The organism is Rheinheimera salexigens (assembly GCF_001752395.1).
GTDB classification, from domain to species: domain Bacteria; phylum Pseudomonadota; class Gammaproteobacteria; order Enterobacterales; family Alteromonadaceae; genus Alishewanella; species Alishewanella salexigens.
The window spans coordinates 1,462,146-1,482,948 of sequence record NZ_MKEK01000001.1 but is presented as its reverse complement, the minus strand read 5'-3'; the positions used below and the strand labels follow the sequence as shown (position 1 = coordinate 1,482,948).

The 20,803-nt window shown below is 42.0% G+C and carries 20 protein-coding genes and 1 pseudogene; 6 read left to right on the top strand and 15 right to left on the bottom strand.

What is annotated here, in order from left to right; all coding sequences use genetic code 11:
• Positions 1-21: 21 nt before the first annotated feature.
• A complete protein-coding gene (locus tag BI198_RS06840; RefSeq protein WP_070048884.1) occupies positions 22-960 on the bottom strand; it encodes a flagellar motor protein MotB in 939 nt (312 codons plus the stop codon).
• Positions 961-963: 3 nt separating this feature from the next.
• Entirely contained in the window at positions 964-1,731 is a 768-nt protein-coding gene (gene pomA / locus BI198_RS06835; protein WP_070048883.1) for a flagellar motor protein PomA, read from the bottom strand.
• A 232-nt stretch (positions 1,732-1,963) separates the two neighbouring features.
• Here pomA and BI198_RS06830 point away from each other — a divergent pair.
• The 3 genes and pseudogenes from BI198_RS06830 to dxs form a co-directional block, all read left to right on the top strand.
• Positions 1,964-2,176: pseudogene (locus tag BI198_RS06830) on the top strand (exodeoxyribonuclease VII small subunit); the annotation flags it as partial.
• 1 nt (position 2,177) lies between these two features.
• Complete coding sequence (ispA, locus tag BI198_RS06825; protein ID WP_201243426.1) at positions 2,178-3,065, top strand: (2E,6E)-farnesyl diphosphate synthase; 888 nt, start codon at positions 2,178-2,180, stop codon at positions 3,063-3,065.
• Positions 3,066-3,079: 14 nt separating this feature from the next.
• Complete coding sequence (gene dxs / locus BI198_RS06820) at positions 3,080-4,942, top strand: 1-deoxy-D-xylulose-5-phosphate synthase (protein ID WP_070048880.1); 1,863 nt, start codon at positions 3,080-3,082, stop codon at positions 4,940-4,942.
• 88 nt (positions 4,943-5,030) lie between these two features.
• Here dxs and BI198_RS06815 read toward each other — a convergent pair whose 3' ends face one another.
• The 10 genes from BI198_RS06815 to glyA all read right to left on the bottom strand — a co-directional run bounded on the left by BI198_RS06815 (position 5,031) and on the right by glyA (position 15,273).
• Positions 5,031-8,084, bottom strand: a complete 3,054-nt coding sequence (locus BI198_RS06815) for a ligand-binding sensor domain-containing diguanylate cyclase (RefSeq protein WP_070048879.1) — start codon at positions 8,082-8,084, stop codon at positions 5,031-5,033.
• A 38-nt stretch (positions 8,085-8,122) separates the two neighbouring features.
• Positions 8,123-8,602, bottom strand: a complete 480-nt coding sequence (locus BI198_RS06810) for a phosphatidylglycerophosphatase A family protein (protein WP_070048878.1) — start codon at positions 8,600-8,602, stop codon at positions 8,123-8,125.
• Positions 8,599-9,561 (bottom strand): thiamine-phosphate kinase, encoded by a 963-nt coding sequence (gene thiL / locus BI198_RS06805; protein WP_070048877.1) that lies wholly within the window; start codon positions 9,559-9,561, stop codon positions 8,599-8,601. Before thiL ends, BI198_RS06810 begins: the two co-directional genes overlap by 4 nt.
• Positions 9,562-9,597: 36 nt before the next feature.
• A complete protein-coding gene (gene nusB, locus BI198_RS06800; protein WP_070048876.1) occupies positions 9,598-10,011 on the bottom strand; it encodes a transcription antitermination factor NusB in 414 nt (137 codons plus the stop codon).
• Between the two features lie 18 nt (positions 10,012-10,029).
• Entirely contained in the window at positions 10,030-10,494 is a 465-nt protein-coding gene (gene ribH / locus BI198_RS06795; RefSeq protein ID WP_070048875.1) for a 6,7-dimethyl-8-ribityllumazine synthase, read from the bottom strand.
• 77 nt (positions 10,495-10,571) lie between these two features.
• Positions 10,572-11,681: a bifunctional 3,4-dihydroxy-2-butanone-4-phosphate synthase/GTP cyclohydrolase II gene (gene ribBA, locus BI198_RS06790; protein ID WP_070048874.1), complete on the bottom strand. Its 1,110-nt coding sequence runs from the start codon at positions 11,679-11,681 to the stop codon at positions 10,572-10,574.
• A 10-nt stretch (positions 11,682-11,691) separates the two neighbouring features.
• The gene (locus BI198_RS06785; RefSeq protein WP_070048873.1) at positions 11,692-12,342 is read right to left on the bottom strand and encodes a riboflavin synthase; all 651 of its coding nucleotides are present in this window, start codon (positions 12,340-12,342) and stop codon (positions 11,692-11,694) included.
• 14 nt (positions 12,343-12,356) lie between these two features.
• Positions 12,357-13,475, bottom strand: a complete 1,119-nt coding sequence (gene ribD, locus BI198_RS06780) for a bifunctional diaminohydroxyphosphoribosylaminopyrimidine deaminase/5-amino-6-(5-phosphoribosylamino)uracil reductase RibD (protein ID WP_070048872.1) — start codon at positions 13,473-13,475, stop codon at positions 12,357-12,359.
• A 13-nt stretch (positions 13,476-13,488) separates the two neighbouring features.
• Positions 13,489-13,944 (bottom strand): transcriptional regulator NrdR, encoded by a 456-nt coding sequence (gene nrdR, locus BI198_RS06775; protein ID WP_070048871.1) that lies wholly within the window; start codon positions 13,942-13,944, stop codon positions 13,489-13,491.
• A gap of 75 nt (positions 13,945-14,019) precedes the next feature.
• Positions 14,020-15,273, bottom strand: a complete 1,254-nt coding sequence (glyA, locus tag BI198_RS06770; protein ID WP_070048870.1) for a serine hydroxymethyltransferase — start codon at positions 15,271-15,273, stop codon at positions 14,020-14,022.
• A gap of 320 nt (positions 15,274-15,593) precedes the next feature.
• Here glyA and dinB point away from each other — a divergent pair, with 320 nt between their 5' ends.
• The gene (gene dinB, locus BI198_RS06765) at positions 15,594-16,661 is read left to right on the top strand and encodes a DNA polymerase IV (protein ID WP_201243424.1); all 1,068 of its coding nucleotides are present in this window, start codon (positions 15,594-15,596) and stop codon (positions 16,659-16,661) included.
• Positions 16,662-16,734: 73 nt separating this feature from the next.
• Here dinB and BI198_RS06760 read toward each other — a convergent pair whose 3' ends face one another.
• Both BI198_RS06760 and BI198_RS06755 read right to left on the bottom strand, forming a co-directional pair.
• On the bottom strand, positions 16,735-16,947 hold the full coding sequence (locus tag BI198_RS06760; RefSeq protein ID WP_070048869.1) for a cold-shock protein: 213 nt from the start codon (positions 16,945-16,947) through the stop codon (positions 16,735-16,737).
• A gap of 201 nt (positions 16,948-17,148) precedes the next feature.
• Positions 17,149-18,462: a DEAD/DEAH box helicase gene (locus tag BI198_RS06755; protein ID WP_070048868.1), complete on the bottom strand. Its 1,314-nt coding sequence runs from the start codon at positions 18,460-18,462 to the stop codon at positions 17,149-17,151.
• A 165-nt stretch (positions 18,463-18,627) separates the two neighbouring features.
• Here BI198_RS06755 and BI198_RS06750 point away from each other — a divergent pair, with 165 nt between their 5' ends.
• Positions 18,628-19,158 (top strand): DUF2058 domain-containing protein, encoded by a 531-nt coding sequence (locus BI198_RS06750; RefSeq protein WP_070048867.1) that lies wholly within the window; start codon positions 18,628-18,630, stop codon positions 19,156-19,158.
• 67 nt (positions 19,159-19,225) lie between these two features.
• Here the strand turns inward: BI198_RS06750 and BI198_RS06745 are convergent, their stop codons facing one another.
• Positions 19,226-19,966, bottom strand: coding sequence for a class I SAM-dependent methyltransferase (locus BI198_RS06745; RefSeq protein ID WP_070048866.1), 741 nt, complete (start codon positions 19,964-19,966; stop codon positions 19,226-19,228).
• Positions 19,967-20,005: 39 nt separating this feature from the next.
• Here BI198_RS06745 and gloB point away from each other — a divergent pair, with 39 nt between their 5' ends.
• The gene (gene gloB, locus BI198_RS06740) at positions 20,006-20,767 is read left to right on the top strand and encodes a hydroxyacylglutathione hydrolase (protein ID WP_070048865.1); all 762 of its coding nucleotides are present in this window, start codon (positions 20,006-20,008) and stop codon (positions 20,765-20,767) included.
• Positions 20,768-20,803 lie beyond the last annotated feature (36 nt).

Sequence of the window (20,803 nt, the reverse complement as noted above, 5' to 3'; positions counted from 1 at the left end):
ACCTAATCTGCGCGCAAAATTTTAGTTTGTTTCGCCTTCTAAACTCACTGGATTAGATTCTTTGGCCTTACCTTGCATAATAGAAATTTCTACCCGACGGTTTTGCCGACGATTAGCATTGCTATCATTTGCCACTAGTGGCTTGGTATCAGCATGGCCGACCACCACTAAGCGCATGCGATCAAAGCCTTGAGCTTTAACCATCTCGGTTGCTACCGATACTGCGCGCTGCGCTGATAAGTCCCAGTTATTACTGTGTAACTCATTTGATACTTGAATATCATCTGTATGACCGGTCACGGTTATTTCACCGGGAACATCATTTAATAGTTGACCAATACGCTGCACTATTGGCTTAAAGCGGGGTTGTAAAAATGACGAGCCGGATGCAAAGGACCCATTCTCGCGAATGCGAATTATAATTTGTTGACCTAACGATTCTAACTCAATAGCACCATCTAGAATTTGTTGCTCTAACTGCTCGGCAAGTTTTTTAACTTGTTGATTAGTTTGTTCTTGAGAGGCTTGTTGTGCGGCTTCAGTATCAGACGAATCTTCAGCATTGCTGGCAGACTCGCCACCGGTCATATCATCACGTTGCTCTTTTCTGCCCCCGGCAGAATCTTCATCACCGGCCTGAAACTCTATCACCTGCTGGGTAATTTCCATGGTTTGTTGCTGCAGGGTTTCTATCGGCGTGGGTTCAGGACGACCCGGACGAAACTCTAAGGCAATAACACTAGTACCTTTGGGGATATCATCGACTTCTATTTTGTTTTGCACGCCAAAAGCGAACTTCATTGAACCGGCTATTTGCTTAAATTTAAGCACGTCCATTTCAGAAAATGCCAATAACAACACAAAGAAACACATTAATAGCGCCATTAAATCAGCAAACGTCGCCATATACATAGGTAAACCTGGTGGTGGGCATTTACACTCTTCAGCTTCTTCGTTCATCACTTACTCCACTACCGCCACTTCTCGCTTACTTTGGGCTAAATAATTACGCAAGATGCCTTCAATTATCTTCGGATTTTGGCCATCTTGAATACCCAAAATCGCATCAACTATAAGTTGATAGTTTTGTTTTTCTTGTTGGTTACGAACGGCCAGTTTATCGGCAATAGGGATAGCAATAACGTTGGCAATAAAGGCACCATATAGGGTCGTTAATAACGCCACGGCCATGGCGGGGCCTATGGCTTTAGGATCGTCCATATTGGATAGCATAGCGACTAAACCAACTAAGGTACCTATCATACCCATTGCGGGGGCAACTTCACCTAAACCTTTAAATACGCCAATGGCAATTTCATGGCGCTTTTCAGTTAAGCTGATGTCTTTTAACATGGTTGCTCGTACCACGTCAGCGTCATGGCCATCCACCAACATATTGACGCCTTTTTGCATAAACTGATTGGGTATCTCTGCTTCTTCTAAAGCTAAGAACCCGCCTTTTCGTGCTGAGTCTGCAAGTTGCACCGCTTTTTCAATTAGTTCTTCTGGCGGCTCAATTTTATACATAAAGGCTTTCGCTGCTGCTTTAGTTGAATCAAAAAACTGACCTAAAGTAAATTTAGATACCACCACAAAAATAGAGCCGAGCACCACGATTAATATAGAAACAGTATCATAAAAAATACCGACATTACCGGCACTGCCTAACACCATAGCCATAATGACAAAACCTATGGCGCCTAACATGCCAACAATGGTTGCTATATCCACGTATAATCTCCTTTACCCAATTACTGCTACAGCGTGTTTGTACGCTAGTTTATATCAGTGCATTACACGTTATCGACAACAACAACGAATGTTTAAGTATAAAATACATTAATTTATACATTTAAGCTTTCACTTCTGCCTTATGATTGACCATAATAGTGTGCTGAAGATAAGTTTTCACACATTTTCCGAGGGCATTAATGAGTAAAAAAAAGCCGACTTAAGCCAGTTTGAACAAACTTTGTCAGAACTTGAGCTAATAGTACAACAATTAGAGCAAGGTGATTTGTCACTTGATCAATCTTTACAACAATTTGAACGCGGCATCACCCTCGCAAGACAAAGCCAACAATTATTGCAAGCTGCCGAGCAAAAGGTTCAAGTGTTAATGCAACAACAGCAACAAGAAAGCTTATTGCCTTTTGATGCCCCTGCAGGAGAGTAAGGTGTCAACAAAAAATTTAGCGTTATACCAACAAAGAGTAGAACGCCATTTACAGCAGTTTTTGCAGCAATATCCTGAAACTGAACCTAAATTATTACAAGCCATGTCTTATAGCTTGTTAATGGGTGGCAAACGTATTCGGCCATTTTTAATCTATAGCTGCGGTACTCTGTTAGGGGCCAGTCTAGAAGATTTAGATGGCCCCGCTGCGGCAATTGAAGCGCTGCACAGTTACTCATTAATTCATGACGACTTACCGGCGATGGATAATGACGATATGCGCCGTGGCAAACCCACTTGTCATAAAGCTTTTGATGAAGCTACAGCTATATTAGCCGGTGATGCTTTGCAAACTATGGCGTTTGAAGTATTAAGCCAACATCCCTATCAACAGGTTGATGCCAAAAACATAGTGGCAATGTTGCAACATTTTAGCCGTGCGTCAGGCTACAGCGGTATGTGTGGTGGCCAAGCAATTGATATTATGCAAACCAATCAGCCTACTACAGTTAGTCAATTAGAACGCATGCACCGCTTAAAAACTGGGGCGCTAATTGAAACTACGGTACGGTTAGCTTGGCATTGCAGCCCTAAACAAGATCCTACAGAATTAGACAGTTTGTTGCGTTTCGCCTCAGCACTAGGACTAGCATTTCAGGTGCAAGATGATATCCTCGATATAGAAAGCGATAGCCAAACATTAGGAAAACCGCAAGGTTCAGATAGCCTAGCGAATAAAGCAACCTACCCAATGTTACTTGGTTTACCCCAAGCAAAAGCAAAAGCACAACAACTTTATCAAGATGCACTTAATGCGTTAGCATCATTACCTTATAATACCGATGAATTGCGCCAGTTTGCGCAGTATATAGTCGACCGCAGGTTTTAATACAGGCAAAGAATATGGCGTTAGAAATTAACGATTACCCGTTATTAGCGAAAGCAAATCTTCCAGAGCAACTCAGACAGTTGCCCCAAGAGCAATTACCGGCTTTAAGTAAAGAGCTACGGCGTTTTTTATTGCACTCTGTTAGCCAAAGTAGTGGTCATTTTGCTTCTGGCCTGGGCACTGTTGAACTTACGGTTGCACTACATTATGTCTATAACACTCCGTTTGATCGGGTTATTTGGGATGTTGGCCATCAGGCCTATCCGCATAAAATTCTTACTGGTCGTCGAGAACGGATGCAAAGTATTCGTAAAAAAGAGGGCTTACATCCTTTTCCTTATCGCGAAGAAAGTGAATACGACGTCTTAACTGTGGGCCATTCTAGCACGTCGATTAGTGCAGCTTTAGGTATGGCGATTGCCGCTAAACAAGCACGAAACCAGCGTAAAGTGGTGGCCGTTATTGGTGATGGCGCTATTACCGCCGGTATGGCTTTTGAAGCTATGAACCACGCCGGTGAAGTCCGACCAGACATGTTAGTTATCTTAAACGATAATGAAATGTCTATTTCTGAAAATGTTGGCGCGTTAAACCGTTATTTTGCTCGGATATTATCAGGCAACTTTTATACTAGCTTACGTGAAGGCGGTAAAAAAATTCTGAGTGGTGTTCCGCCTTTACACCAATTAGCCAGTCGGGCTGAAGAGCACTTTAAAGGCATGGTGACACCGGGTACCTTTTTTGAAGAATTAGGTTTTAATTATATTGGCCCTATCGATGGTCATGATGTTGTCGGTTTAGTTAATACCATTCGTAATATGCGCAACTTGCAGGGACCACAGTTACTGCATATTGTAACGAAAAAAGGTAAAGGCTATGCGCCAGCTGAAGCGGATCCTATAGGCTTTCATGCCGTATCTAAGTTTAACCCTGACGATAATCAGCAACCCGCTAAAAAAGCGAGCTTACCTACTTTTTCTAATGTGTTTGGTGCTTGGATTTGCGATATGGCAAAACAAGATGAGCGCTTACAAGCCATAACACCGGCTATGCGTGAAGGCTCGGATTTAGTGAGGTTTTCTAAAACCTTTCCGCAGCGTTATTTTGACGTCGCTATTGCAGAACAACACGCCGTAACGTTAGCAGCAGGTATGGCCATCGAAGGTTTAAAACCGGTTGTGGCTATTTATTCCAGTTTTTTACAACGCGGTTATGATCAACTGATCCACGATGTAGCTTTGCAAGATTTAGATGTGCTATTTGCTATTGACCGAGCCGGTATTGTCGGTGCAGATGGCCCAACCCATCAAGGCGCATTTGATATAAGCTTTATGCGTTGTATCCCTAATATCGTGATTATGGTGCCGTCAGATGAAAATGAATGCCGGCAAATGCTTTACACGGGCTATCAATATCAAGGCCCTGCCGCTGTGCGTTACCCAAGAGGCATTGGCACCGGTATCGCTACTGAAGCCAATATGCAGCTGTTACCGCTAGGTAAAGGCCGTCAGGTACGTCAAGGTAAGTCTATTGCCATCCTAGCCTTTGGTACCTTGCTTAGTGCTTGCCAGCAGGCTGCAGAGCAACTCAATGCCAGCTTAATTGATATGCGTTTTGTTAAACCACTGGATCAAGAGTTGTTAAAACAATTAGCGCTTAAACACGATGTGTTTGTTACGGTTGAAGACAATGCGATTATGGGCGGTGCGGGTTCAGCGGTGAACGAGTTTATTGCCGCAGAAAACTTAGCGGTTCGTAGTGTCAATTTAGGCTTACCGGATCAATTTATTAAACACGGCAGTCAAGAAGAAATTTATGCTGAGTTAGGTTTAGACAGTGCTGGTATTTTAGCTAGTATTCAAGCAAAAACCCAATAAGCTTAGATATGTATAAAAAAAAACACTAGCCTAGCTAGTGTTTTTTTATGTCGCCAACGCAGCTTTCTAACGTTATAAAAAACTAGCTTTAAGCTGACTTATATAAATTAAACCGCGCTAAACCTACTGCTAATAAACGTTCAACTTGGGCTTCTATATGCGACGAATCTTCAAATTCAAAGGCATCCACTTGTTGATCAAAGTGGATGCTTGCCACGCCATTTTTACCTGAATGTTTAACGTGGTATAACGATATCCCCGCTAATTGCAATGATATTTCCCAGTTAATTAACTGGCCACCTAGTAAGGCTAACGGATACAAGGCATAGCCAATAGAACAGGTTAAATGAGTACGATGGCCATCTGGTAAGACAAAAGCGGTCCGGGCAATTTGATCATTTAATTGATGACAAAACTGCTCAACTAAATCAATTTGGATATCTCGCAACACTAAGACAAACTCATTGGCAGAATACCGTACGACATAATCTGAGCCACGGGTTTCTCTTATCAATAACCACGCCACTTGTTGCATACAACTATCACCGGCTAAATTTCCGTATTGATCATTTATTTGCTTAAAATTGTCTAAATCTAGCTGTAACAGCGCCACCCCTTTACCTTGGGTTTGCATAGACTCACGGTTACGTTGAAAGTGTTCAATATCTTTTGGCAGTTGTTCAAACATAAAGCGCCGATTACGCAAACCGGTTAAATTATCTTTATAGGTTAACAATGCCATTTGCTCATTGAGCTCGTTTAATTTCAGATTACTGTTTTCAAGCTCTTGGGTACGTTGTTTGACTAATTGACCTAGTTGCAGTTGTTTATTAATGGCATTACGCCGTAATAGCCATAACACCCCATATAAACAAAACAACACTAGCAATAACCATAGACCACGGTACACCAAGGTTTCGTCAAATCGTTTGGGGACGACTATCGCTAACTCAGTGATGGTATTTGCCGACCACGGTTGATTATCAAAGCGACTTTGCACCCGAAACACAAAATTGCCAGGCGGTAGATTGGTGTAGATGGCTTCTCGTCTTGGGCCAACGTCATGCCAACTTGATTCAAAACCTTGTAATTGATAACTGAACTGTAGAGCGGTCGGTTTTATATATTCTAGTGCCGTGTAATGAATAGTAATACTGCGGTCATTAAGCTCAAGTAATAATTTAGGTTGGCTACTATTCAGAGGGTAATTACTCTGGCCTTGGACCATTTTTATCACAGGTTTAGTCGGGCTGTTAATTTGCTGATTTAAATCAGCCGCTACCGACACCACCCCCTTTAAAGTTGGATACCAATAACGCTGATGCCATAACGCCACTTTGCTTTGCCCTGCACCATTACAGCAGCGACCTGGAATAGTCCCTAGCTGGCGATCATAAGGGCTTAATACTTCATCAATCGTTAATAAGGGGAATAGTGCGGCGTCCGTTATTAAAGCTAATTCTTGATGCTTAATCCGAAAGATACCTTTTAAGCTACTTAACCAAATTACATTATTAACGCTATCATCAACCATACTCACCACCGGACTATGCGGTAAGCCATTACCATGATGCAGTTGATACCAAGCTTGCTGTGGTGGTCGAATAAACACGCCATCATCAAGCGTGCTAGCTAATAAGGTATTATCGGCTAAAACTAATACGGCGGTAATATAACTATTAAATAAAGCGGTGCCACTGCCTAAGCGGGTCAATTTTTCTTGTTGATATTGATACAGCCCTCGCGTCGTCCCTAACAGCACTAAATCTTCTTGTTGCTGCAGCGCCGTGATATGCCGCGTTTCTAGTTGTTCCATTAATGCAAAAGGCGCTAGTTTGCCATTTTGATAATGATATAAACCCATCACACCACCGACCCACAAGCCACCTTGATGATCGGGTTGCAATACCCGAACTAAGTTATTTTCTAGTTGATCAAAGACTAAACTCACGGATTTAGTTTGACGTTGATATGCATGAACACCCTTAGTACTCGCTAGCCATAATTCATTTTCTGTCGGCCAATATAAATCAAAGATTGCGCCTAGCCCCAATTGATCTGTATTCAGTAAAGTATGGTAGTCGCCATTGGCGTCTAACTCACCCAACTGAGACTGTCCGGCTAATAACAAGGTATCCTGAGGCGTAACAGCAACACTACGAATAACGTCGTCTGCGCCGGGTGCTAACACCCGATTAATATTACCCAGCGATGAGCGATAAATACCGTCACTAAAACTGGCTAGCCAAATATTGTGCTGTTTATCCTCGTATATATCGCTAAACCAAGGAGAGCTGCCTAACTCATCGGCAGTAATATATTGCCATTCCTGTTTATCATGCTGATGAAATAATTTGCGGTTTGCAGAAATCCAATTATTACCAAAGCTGTCTTTAAGTAATTTATAGACTGCGGTATTGGTTTTATCGGGTAGCTCACACTTACTGATTTCACCCTTGGCGTTTAGGGCAAAAAAGCCCGACTCACTGGCTAAATACAGCTGTTCATCAGCCCAGTACAAATCATAAATAGGTATTTGGATTAATTCGAGGGGTAACGCATAGCTAGTTAATACATCAGTGGTTAAATCGTAACTATATAACCAATGGCTACTGGTTATCCAAATCTTATCATCGACTTTTTCTAACTGATTGACTTGCTCGCGGATCTTATCAACACGCGTGACTTGACCGTTTTTCACCCGAAATAGATGATCGGCAGCCAGCCAAACTTCACCCGGTGCAATTTCAATAATGGCCGTGACCTCAGACAAAACGGGGTAGCGATCAAACTTTAAACTGACAGGATCAAAGCCGGTTAAGCCCGATTTAGTACCGACCCAAATATAGCCTTTACTATCTTTAAAAAGTTGGGTGATATTATTACTGACTAAGTTATGTTGATTAGTCGTGGTGAAATGTTCGAATTGGTTGCCGTCAAAGCGGTTTAAACCATATAAGGTACCTAACCAAATATAACCTTGGTTATCTTGGGTGATAGCCCGAACGGAGTTGCTAGATAAGCCATCACTACTGCTCCAATGCTTAATATCAAAATCATACATAGATTGCTGGCTAAACGCCTGCAATGACCCAGAGCAAAGTAACAGTAAAAACAATAGTAAAAGTGTATGCCGTTTCATTAGTGCCATCCCTTGCTACCATCCTTTGCTACTAAATATTAACCGCCGCTAATTAATGTGATAATAAGGTGTACACTGACACAGGCTGCAATACCCGCTACAACATCATCAAGCATAATACCCAAGCCGCCATGCACCGTTTTATCAAACCAACGGATTGGCCAAGGCTTGGCAATATCAAATAAACGAAATAATAAAAATCCTAACAGTAAATATTGCCAAGTTAAGGGCACTAAAAACATGGTAATGGCAAAACCTATAATTTCGTCCCACACGATAGCAGCATGATCAGGTTGGCCAATATCTATGGTCGTGACTTCACAGACATAAATACCTAATAGCGTACCTAGCATAATAAAGCCTAGTAAGTAGGCACTGCCCAGCCACATCAATAAGGCTACAATAGGCACTGCCACTAAGGTACCTACCGTGCCTGGTGCTGTTTTAGCTAAACCAGAACCAAAGCCTAAGGCTAAAAAGTGCTGCCATTTAGTTAAACGAAAACGGGATAATGTCATGCGAAATGTTTAAATCCTTGCGGCTGATAACTAAACGTTTGTTCAGATTTTTTTAATTCTAACTTACCAATGGCGCCAGTGATACGACCAATACAGGTTATCGCCACACCATAAGGTGACAATAATACATCTAACGAACCGCGTTTATTTTCTGATACCGTGAACAACAATTCATAATCTTCGCCACCAGAAAGTGCTAAACCATAAGCCGTATTATTATCGCAACTATCTTTTAATGCCTGAGATAACGGCAGTTTTTGTACGTCTATGCTAGCACCGACAGCTGAGCGGTGTAAAATATGCTGAATATCACCGTATAAGCCATCAGATAAATCCATCGCACTATTGGCAATATTACGTAACGCTTGACCTAAAGCAACCCGTGCCGAAGGATATTGAAAGCGCTGTAATATGTGAGTTTGATGTTTTTTGCTAACTTGATGCAAGCCTTGCTGTAATTTTAGGCCTAAAGCAGCATCACCTAAGGTGCCCGTAACATAAATATAGTCACCCACTTTGGCACCACTACGCGATAAAGCCTTTCCTCTGGGAACTAACCCTTTGGCCGTCATCGTTAGACTCAGTGGACCACGCGTAGTATCGCCGCCGACTAATTGGCAATTATAATATTCCGCGGTTTCATTAATTCCAGCACTAAATTGACTTAACCAATGTTCATTTACTTCTGGCAAGGTTAACGCTAATGACAGCCAAGCAGGCTCCGCACCCATAGCAGCTAGATCACTAATATTAACCGTGACTAATTTATGGCCTAGCGCGCGCGGATCATCATTAGCAAAAAAGTGAGTTCCTGAGACCATAGTATCTGTTGTTACCACCAGATCATGACCATCACGGACTTGGATCACAGCACCGTCATCACCGACACCGGTAATCACATCACTGCGCTTGGCACCTACAGCGGAAAAATACTTTGCGATGAGTTCAAATTCACCCATAAAAATTAAAAAGCCGACTAAAAGTCGGCTCTCCTTTTAACTAGGCCGTAAATCACGTACCGCTTTATCTAAGATACCATTAACAAACTTATGGCTATCATCAGCAGCAAAGGCTTTAGCAAGCTCAATTGCTTCGTTTATAATGACTTTATAAGGTACGTCCAAACGATATTTGAGCTCATAGGCTGAAACACGCAAAATTGCTTTTTCAACAAAATCTATTTCTTCAAAAGGCCGCGCTAAATAAGGCTTTAACATGTCATCTAATACACTATGGTTTTTAACAACACCACGTACTAAATCTTGAAAATAGCCAACGTCAATATGCTTAACATTGTTTTCAAGTAACAACTGCTGTTCAATTTCAGCAATTGGATTTTTACTAACATGCCAGCTATAAATGCCTTGCACTGCAAGTGAACGCGACTGACGACGAGCGTTTGGTTTCATGTAAAATTTCTCTTTTAATTACAGCTGGGCAAGCAAATTAACCATTTCAAGCGTAGACATTGCCGCTTCACAGCCTTTATTGCCCGCTTTGGTACCAGCACGTTCAATGGCTTGCTCTATGGTATCAACCGTTAATACGCCAAACGCAACTGGGATATCATATTGCATAGCGACTTGGGCAATACCTTTAGTACACTCACCAGATACATATTCAAAATGCGGTGTGCCGCCACGAATGACTGCGCCAAGCGCAATAATACCATCATATTTTTTACTGGCAGCAACCCGTTGAACAGCCAAAGGCAATTCAAAGGCACCTGGTACCCGAATAACCGTTATATCTTGCTCATCAACATTGCCAATACGTTGCAATGTATCTACTGCACCGTCTAATAAGCTTTCAACAATAAAACTGTTAAACCGTGCTACCACAATAGCGAATTTGTTACCGTTAGCAGAAAGTCCTGCTTCAATTACCTGCATTGCAAGCCCTCTAAAATCAATAGCTGCTGAAAATAGCCGTGCATAATAACACAACTATGTTTAAATCTGCATAAGCTTTAATCACAAACATAATCGACCACTTCTAAGCCGAACCCTGATAAAGCATGATACTTTTTCGGTTGGCTTAATAAGCGCATTTTTTTAACGCCTAAACTGGCTAAAATTTGTGAGCCAACACCGACAGTACGAGACGTACCGGCCGCAGGTGTACTGCGCGGCATAGCACCTTTATCTTCAGCTTCAAAATTTTGCACCGTTTGAATTAGCGTATCGGTAGACTCATGCTTGCTTAACAGCACTAACACGCCACCTTCTTTAGCAATACGCGCCATAGCAGTATGTAAAGGAAAGCTACGATTAGCGGCGCGATTGGCCATTAATAAGTCACTAAACGTATCGTGCAAATGGACCCGAACTAATGTTGGTTGTTCCGGTTCAATTTCGCCTTTAACTAACGCAAAGTGGACTTGATTATCAATAGTGTCTTTAAACGTTACTAATTTAAATTCACCCACTTCAGTTGGCAGCTGACAAGTAGCCACTTGCTCAATGGTCGTTTCATGTAAATTACGATATTCAATAAGATCGGCAATAGTGCCAATTTTAATTTGATGTTTGTTGGCAAACACCTCTAAATCAGGACGACGGGCCATAGTGCCGTCTTCATTTAAAATTTCAACTATCATCGCTGCGGGCTCTAAGCCTGCTAAGCGAGCTAAATCACAACCTGCTTCGGTATGGCCAGCACGAACTAAAACACCACCATCTTTAGCCATTAATGGAAAAATATGGCCCGGTTGTACAATATCACTTGGCCTAGCATCACGTGCCACAGCGGCTTTTACCGTACGTGCTCTATCGGCTGCTGAAATACCGGTAGTTACACCTTCAGCGGCTTCAATCGATAAGGTGAAATTGGTAGAAAACGGTGATTTATTGGCATCAACCATCAACGGCAATGCTAACTGCTGACAACGCTTTTGGGTTAAGGTTAAACAAATTAAGCCTCGGCCATGGGTCGCCATAAAGTTAACGGCCTCAGGCGTGACATACTCAGCCGCCATCACCAGATCACCTTCATTCTCTCGGTCTTCATCATCCATCAAAATAACCATTTTACCTTGACGAATATCTTCAATAATTTCAGCTGGGGTATTCAGTTGCATAATAAACCTTTTATAAAAAGCCGCGCTGGGACAATAATGCCTTAGTCACACCTTGCTCTTGCTCAGGGTGATTGACATGGGTTAATCGCTCTAAATATCGGGCGATGACATCTACTTCAAGATGTACCATAGTGCCAATTTTAAGCTGAGACACTGTAGTTTGTGCTGCTGTGTGCGGCACGATAGTCAGACGAAAACAATCTGCAAGCACGCTATTTACTGTCAGACTAATGCCATCGACGGTAACCGACCCTTTATGGGCTATATAACGTGCTAAAGCTGCTGGCATTGATAGCCAAACCTGCAGGGCTCGCCCTTCAGGCTGTAATTTTATCACTTTACTCACACCATCAACATGGCCACTAACAATATGGCCACCAAAGCGACTCGTCGCTAACATGGCTTTTTCTAAGTTAATACGTTGGCCTATTTGATATTGGCCAAATTGGGTATACGCTAGGGTTTCAGCGGAAACATCAGCAGAGAAACTCTGATGTGTTAACGCAGTAACCGTTAAACACACCCCGTTACTAGCGATACTGTCGCCTAATTTCACATCAGAAAAATCTAAGCTCTGGCTGCTTATTGTGATCGCAATATCATTGCCATGTTGTTGGATTTGACTAACATGACCTACTGCTTCAATAATTCCTGTAAACATAAATCCTCGTCGGCCTAATTAAACCGAGCAGTCAGGCGAATATCGGTACCAACCATAGCCATATCTTGCCAAACCAGTGTTGGCACCTGCTCTAATGCAGTAAAGTTGTTTAGCACGGCCAATGGCTGAGCTAAATGCCCTAATAATTTTGGTGCAATATAAATAATTAACTCATCAACTAAGTGTTGGCTAATTAAACTGCCGGCTAATGTAGCGCCTGCTTCTACCCATAACCGATTCACTTGCTGCTCTGTCGCGAGTTGTTGTAATAACGCGGCAAGGTCAAAACGACCATCACTAGTTGTTTGACAGCGTAATTGACTAGCGTTATGGGGCATTTTATTGCCGTTTTCAAGCATCGGTATGCACTGGATCACGTTAGCAGCATCAGCAAATACCGCTTCATTGCCTTTTAGCAATTGCTGTCTATCTAGAATAATTTTTTTCGGTTGTCGCAACTGACCATTGTCTAATCTTGAAACAGCGGTACTAAGTTCCTCTACTCGAAGATTTAATCGCGCATTATCCGTTAAAACGGTGGTCGCTGTGGATAAAATCGCACAACTTTGAGCACGATACAGTTGCACATCGGCTCTTGCTTCGGCGCACGTTAGCCATTTACTCACGCCGTTTTCTAATGCGGTGCGACCATCTAAACTGGCCGCTAACTTTAATTGCACAAAAGGTCTTTGTTGCTCCATGCGGGATAAAAAGCCCAGATTAATGGCACGGCTCTGTTCGCCCAGCAAACCCACTTCGACCTCGATCCCCGCAGCCTTAAGTAACGTTATGCCCTTGCCCGCTACCTGTGGATTAGGATCTTGCATTGCGATTACCACTCGGCTAATGCCTGCCTTAATCAGCGCTTCAGCACAAGGCGCAGTGCGACCGACATGACTGCACGGCTCTAACGTCACATAACAGGTGGCACCCTGAGCCTGACTACCCGCTTGGCGCAAAGCAAACACTTCGGCATGTGGCCCACCCGCTTGTTGATGATAGCCTTCACCAATACATTTTTCGTGTTTAACAATAACCGCGCCCACATTCGGATTAGGGCTAGTAGTAAAACGCCCTTGCTCGGCTAATACAATAGCGCGATGCATCCACTGGCTATCTTGACTACTAAACATTACTTGTTTTCACTCAATTGTTCTCGCCAAGCCGGGCAATTTCCTCACCAAACTCGCGGATATCTTTAAATGATCGATACACTGAAGCAAAGCGTACATAAGCCACTTTATCTACCACCATTAATTCATCCATAATCAGCTTACCGAGTAATTGACTAGACACTTCGCGCTCACCGGTAGCACGGAGTTGAGATTTTATTTTGTGGATTAATTGTTCAATTTGCTCGGTGGGTACCGGCCGCTTTTCTAATGAGCGTAATAAACCACTGCGAAGCTTGTCTTCATTAAAAGGCTCACGAGAACCATCTCGCTTAATCACTCTTGGTATCACCAGCTCAGCGGTTTCAAACGTAGTATAACGTTCGTGACAGGCTAAGCACTCTCTGCGACGACGCACTTGGTGGCCGTCGGCTACAAGACGCGAATCGATAACTTTAGTGTCATCTGCATTACAAAAAGGGCAATACATAGTTTAGCCTCATCCAGATAAAAAAATGGCCGCAAGTGCGGCCATAATAGCAGTTATTTCTAAACTAAGTAAAAACTAAGCATAAACTGGAAACTTGCTACATAATTGGGCAACGTCGGCTTTAACTCGCTCGATAACACTTGCATCACCCATATTGTCTAAAATATCACAAATTAAACTGGCCACTTTACGTGATTCAGTTTCTTTAAAACCACGACGGGTAATCGCTGGCGTACCAAGACGTAAGCCACTGGTGACAAAAGGTGAACGTGGATCGTTAGGTACAGAGTTTTTATTCACGGTAATATGGGCTTGACCTAAAGCCGCATCAGCATCTTTACCGGTAATATCTTTATCAATTAAGTCTAATAAAAATAAGTGGTTTTGCGTGCCACCCGAGACAACTTTATAGCCGCGCTGTTGAATTTCATCACACATAGCAACCGCGTTATCTAATACTTGTTGTTGATAAACTTTAAATTCAGGCTGTAATGCTTCTTTAAAGGCAACTGCTTTTGCGGCAATTACATGCATTAATGGGCCACCTTGGGTGCCTGGGAATACCGCTGAGTTTAATTTCTTTTCAATCGTTTCATTGCTACGCGCTAAAATTAAACCACCACGCGGGCCTGCTAAGGTTTTATGGGTTGTCGTGGTGACAACATCCGCAATCGGTACTGGGTTTGGATATAAACCAGCAGCAACTAAACCCGCTACGTGTGCCATATCAACAAATAAATATGCACCAACTTTATCGGCGATATCACGAAAACGTTGCCAATCAATAACGCCTGAATAAGCAGAAAAACCGGCAATAATCATTTTCGGCTTATGCTCAAGCGCCAAGGCTTCAGCTTGTTCGTAATCAACAACACCTGTTGCTGGGTGTAAGCCGTACTGGATTGAATTATATAACTTACCTGATGAGCTCACTGATGCACCGTGGGTTAAATGACCACCATGGGCTAAGCTCATACCTAAGATAGTATCGCCAGCATTAAGTAAGGCTAAAAATACCGCGGCATTAGCCTGAGAGCCAGAATGCGGTTGCACGTTAGCGTAATCAGCTGAGAATAACTCTTTCGCCCGAGCAATGGCTAAATCTTCAGCGATATCAACATATTCACAACCACCGTAATAACGCTTATGCGGGTAACCTTCAGCATATTTATTGGTTAATTGTGAACCTTGAGCCTGTAAAACACGTGGACTAACATAGTTTTCTGACGCTATTAACTCAATGTGCGCCTCTTGACGGGCGTTTTCATCTTCAATAGATTGCCATAATTCCGGGTCGAAATCGGCAATATTCATATCACGCTTTAACATGCTCTCTCCTGGCGCGGGCTTCACGCTTAGTTTTATTAAAATTCAGTCAGCACAACATTGGTTTAATAAAATACAGCTTTATAAATTACTGATATATCGAGTAGGCTTTATAAAGTACTGCCTTATTAAATAACAGTTTAATAAATTCGCCGCTATTCTACCTTTTAAAATAGCTTTTTGCATCTAGATTTTAGCCATCCAGATATCTACTAAGTAACATTTGAGCCTGATATACGTCCAGTATGCATTCCGTTGCGTTGCTTTACATTTAACCTACTGCAGATTAAACTACTGTTTAAATAAACAGCCTAGGCAGTACTGTGCGCAAAATTATACATATTGATATGGATTGTTTTTTTGCGGCGGTCGAAATGCGTGATAATCCGGCGCTTCGCCACATTCCAATTGCCATTGGTGGTTCACGCGAAGCCCGTGGTGTTATTTCAACTTGTAACTATCCTGCCAGAGTATTTGGTGTCCGCTCAGCGATGCCAACTCACCAAGCGTTAAAGCTTTGCCCGCATTTAACTTTGCTTAAAGGCAATATGGAAAAATATCGCATTGCCAGTCAGCAAATAAGACAAATATTTCAGCGCTATACCGACAAAGTTGAGCCATTATCCTTAGATGAAGCCTATTTAGATGTGTCTGATTGTAAAATGTTTGCCGGTAGCGCCACTTTAATAGCAGAGAATATTCGCCAAACCATCAAGCATGAAACTGGACTTACCGCTTCTGCAGGCGTCGCACCCAATAAGTTTTTGGCTAAAATTGCCAGTGATGAAAATAAACCAGATGGTATTTTTGTTATTACGCCAAACCAAGTCGAACACTTTGTTGCTACTTTACCGTTAAAAAAGTTACCTGGGGTTGGCGCAAAAACGGCCGAACGTTTAGCAAAACTAGGCTTACATCTTTGTGCTGATATTCAAACTGCGCCATTAGCAACGTTAATTAAGCACTTTGGTAGCATGGCAGACAGTTTACTAAAACGTAGCCAAGGTATTGATGAGCGTGAGGTGTTTCATAATGTGCAGCGCAAATCTATTGGTATAGAAACCACGGTAGAGCATGATTTAACGGAGTTTACTGCCTGTGTTGCAGCCTTAGACGCCTTACTACCTAAGTTAGCACTACGCTTAGAAAAGTATCAATCTAGTAGTGCCGGTCAATATTCACCCATTAATAAAATTGGCGTTAAATTAAAGTTTAGTGACTTCAGGCAAACTACAGTAGAAAAACAAGGTTTGTCTTTAACCTTAGACCAATTACTACCGTTGCTAGAAGAAGCTTGGCAACGCAGGCAGCAACATAGTGTTAGGTTGGTTGGCGTACAAATAGGCTTTAATACCGGCGTATTGCAGCAACTTAATTTGCCGTTTGAGTGATGAGGGTTAGTACAGTATATATTCTAGATACAAAAAAACCGACTAGTGTCGGTTTTTCTTAAACTTGATCGGATTAACCGATTGGCGTTACGTTTTCAGCTTGTGGGCCTTTTTGACCTTCTGTTACTTCAAAAGTAACTTGTTGGCCTTCAACTAAAGTTTTGCGGCCAGTGCCATTGATAGCGCGGAAATGGACAAAAACATCTTTGCCACCTTCACGTTCTAGGAAACCATAACCTTTTTCTTCGTTGAACCACTTCACTGAACCTGTAATTAAATCTGACATAGCACTCTCTTACTTTAACTAAATTTGCCAACTTAATGGCGACTTATATAACCGGTCTTCCCGACCGTGCTCAGCATTAAAATCACTTAAAGCTAAACGTTTCTGACAACAATTACCTTGTAACAATTACCTTGTAACAATAATCTTGCTATCAAAATCAGTGTAGCAGTTATATTGCTTAAAAAACGCGCACCTGCAAATTTATTTTTTCTTCCGCTTTGGTGGTGTCAAGCCATCATCACTAGGTTGAAAAAACGCCGGAGCGGCTTTAGCGACTTTTTTCTCTTCGGTTGGTTTTTGGCTTGGTTTGGCTTTTGCTGGCCGCTTTTTAATGACTTTCTTAATCTCAGCTTTAGGTTTCTCTTTGCCGTCAAATTTGCCAACTAAGCCTGGTACTTGGCTATATTCGGTTTCTAAGCGTAAAAACGCTTCAATTTGCTGCAAACTAACAATATCTTTGGGCCCCACTAATGAAATAGCTTGGCCTTTTGCCCCAGCACGGCCCGTGCGACCAATGCGGTGCACATATTCTTCCGCATACTTAGGTAAATCAAAATTCACCACATGTGAAACGCTTAATAGATCTAAACCACGTGCGGCTAAATCCGTCGTGACTAAGACTTTATATTTTGCCGAGATAAACGCCTGCATCACACTATTGCGGCCGGCTTGATTCAACTTACCACTTAAGCCTACTGCTGTTATGCCCAGTTGCTGACAAAATTCGGCCAAACGCTCGGTATCACTGCGCGTAGCGGTAAAGATGATCATTTGATCAATATTTTCGGTGGTTAAAAAGTGTTTTAACAAGGCTTCTTTATGCGGTAAGTGATCGGCATAATAATAGCGCTGCTTAATATCTTGATGCTGCTCATAACCAGCGCCGATAGCAACCCGAAACGGATTCTTTAATAAGCCTAATGCCAGTTGATTAACCTGAGCATGATCTAAGGTAGCTGAGAACATTAAGGTTTGACGCAAGCGATGATCAGCGGCTTTATTAATTAGGGTTAATTGCTCTAAAAAGCCTAAATCTAACATCCGATCAGCTTCATCTAAAATTAGCATTTCTAAGCCATTAATAAAAACTGATTTATGCTCTAAATGATCAACAAAACGGCCCGGAGTTGCCACTATCACATCGGGTTTGCGCTTTAATATTTTATCTTGATCGTTAAAGTTTTCACCACCCACAATAAGTGCTGATGTTATCGGTGTATTGGACACAAATAAGCGTAACTGAGCATAAACTTGCTTTGCCAGCTCTCGGGTCGGCGCTAATATCAGTGCTCGAGCATCTTGCTTAGTTAATGGCCGGCTTTTTAATAACCGCTGCATCATCGGCAATAAATAGGCTAAGGTTTTGCCCGAGCCCGTTTTAGATGACACGATTAAGTCACGCCCTACCATCACAGCTGGTATAGCTTCTAGTTGAATTTCTGTTGGTTTAACAAACCCTAAATGCTGCACTGAACGCAACAGTCTTGGATCAAGCGATAAATCTTTAAATGGCAAAGTGGACCTCGTAACCCTAAATATACTGCTATATGATAACCGATACTGCTACAAATCGGTTAGTTTGATTTATCCTTATGCCCTGTTTAGGCTACTTTTGGGTTATTATAACGCCCATACACTGCATTGTTTGCATATTAACCGCTTACTTTAATAGGAATCATCATGAGTAATGCATTAAAAGATCAGCTACTTAAAGCCGGTTTAGCCGATGCTAAAAAGTTAAAAGCCATTAAAAAAGATAAACATAAACAAAAAGTTCAAGCCGGTAAAAATACTGTTGTTAATGAAGCTAGCTCATTGGCTGAGCAAAAACGCCAGCAACAAGTTGAACGTGATAAAGAATTAAATCAGCAAAAACAAGCATTGGCGCAACAAAAAGCCATTGCTGCACAAGTTAAACAATTAATAGCAACTCATACTATTAATGCAAAAGGTGAAGTAGCCTATAACTTTACTGATGGCAGCTTAGTGAAGCGTTTATATGTAAACACTAAACTGCATGATGAACTAAGCCGTGGTTTAGTGGCGATAGCCAAACAAGATGAGCAGTATGCATTAGTCCCCGCTGCGGTGGCCGAAAAAATTAGCCAGCGCCAGCCTGAAAGTATTGTATTACTCAATACTAAACAGCAGCAAACTGATGAAGATGATCCTTACGCCGAGTTCCAAATTCCAGACGACTTAATGTGGTAGCACTAGCTCGTAGTACTAGCGCTTAGTACTAATTAGTAGCATTTGCTCGTAGCATTAGCTTGTAGCATTAGTTATTAGCACTTCCTTGCCGCGCACTTACGCCCTTTACTTGATTATTGTATTGCGGCGTAAGTTGCCATTTAGGCCTTATGGGCGTTAACGGTAGTTCACGTTTTCTGGCTACTAATAAGTAACTGGCACCAAACCAAGATAAGTAATTTTCAACCCAACGCTGTACCCGGCTGTCGTGATTATTTTCACCCAGCATGGTTGAGCAAAAAAAACGTTGTTCACTCAGCACTTCAAAACCGACTAAATGTAGCCAATCTTTAACTCGCGACACGCTAAAGAAGCGGCCACTCCAAGGAAATTTAGTTTGCAACCAAGGCATAGCACTTAACGCTCCCACCATGCTAATGGGGTTAATTCCGGTTACAATTAAATAACCATCAGGCATCAATACTCTGTGCGCCTCACGCACAACATGGTGCGGATCAGTTACAAACTCTAAACAATGCGCTAATAATACCGCATCGACACTGTGTGCTTTAATCGGCAGTGCATCAGCTTCGGCTTTGACTAAAATTTTAGCACTGCTATTACCAATATTAACATGATGCTGAATTTTACAATTTTGAGTATCTATACCACTGCTTAAATCACCCACTTTTAATAAATAATAGCCAAATATTTGCTGCCACCAAGGTTGTAATAACTGATTAATCTTTTCAGCCAACAGATCACCCTGAGCAAACTGCTGCCAATCTGCGGGTAAACCGCTATCTTTTTCATTCAGTGCTGGTTTCATGTTAAATTATGGCTCAACTTAATTTGCTTGGTGATTATTATGCATACTATTACGCCTATCGCTGCATTTCAGGATAACTATATCTGGGCCCTATGTCAGCCTGACAACGATCTGTGCATTGTGGTCGACCCCGGTGATGCTAAGCCGGTTCAAGCTTTTTTACAGCAGCATAATAAACAGCTGACTGCTATGTTAATTACCCATCATCATCATGATCATACTGGCGGTATTGCAGCTTTACGTCAAGATTGGCCAAACGCCCGTGTTATCGGTCCTGCTGCAGAGCAGGATAAAATTGCAGATTTAACCGAATTGGTCAGTCATAACGACATAATTACTATTGATAATATGCAGCTTAACTTCACTGTTATAAGTGTTCCTGGGCATACTCTAGGCCATATAGCCTTTTATTCAGCTCCAGTTCTGTTTTGTGGTGATACTTTGTTTAGTGCTGGCTGTGGTAGATTATTTGAAGGTAGCCCTAAACAAATGCTTAATTCATTAACCATATTGGCCACTTTACCTGACAACACTCAGGTTTATTGTACCCATGAATATACATTATCTAATTTAGCGTTTGCCGCTTATGCTGAACCTGATAATATCGCTATAACAGACTATAGCGCTAAATGTGCCAAGTTAAGACAACAGCAACAACCAACACTGCCGTCAACACTAGGTATTGAGAAACAAATAAACCCTTTTTTACGCTGTAATAACAAAGATTTACAGCAATATTGGCAGGCTAGTTCTGCACTTGATTTATTTAGCAAAATAAGAGCCGCTAAAGATCAGTTTTAACGCTGAAATGCCCGTAAACGGCCAGTCGGTAATACT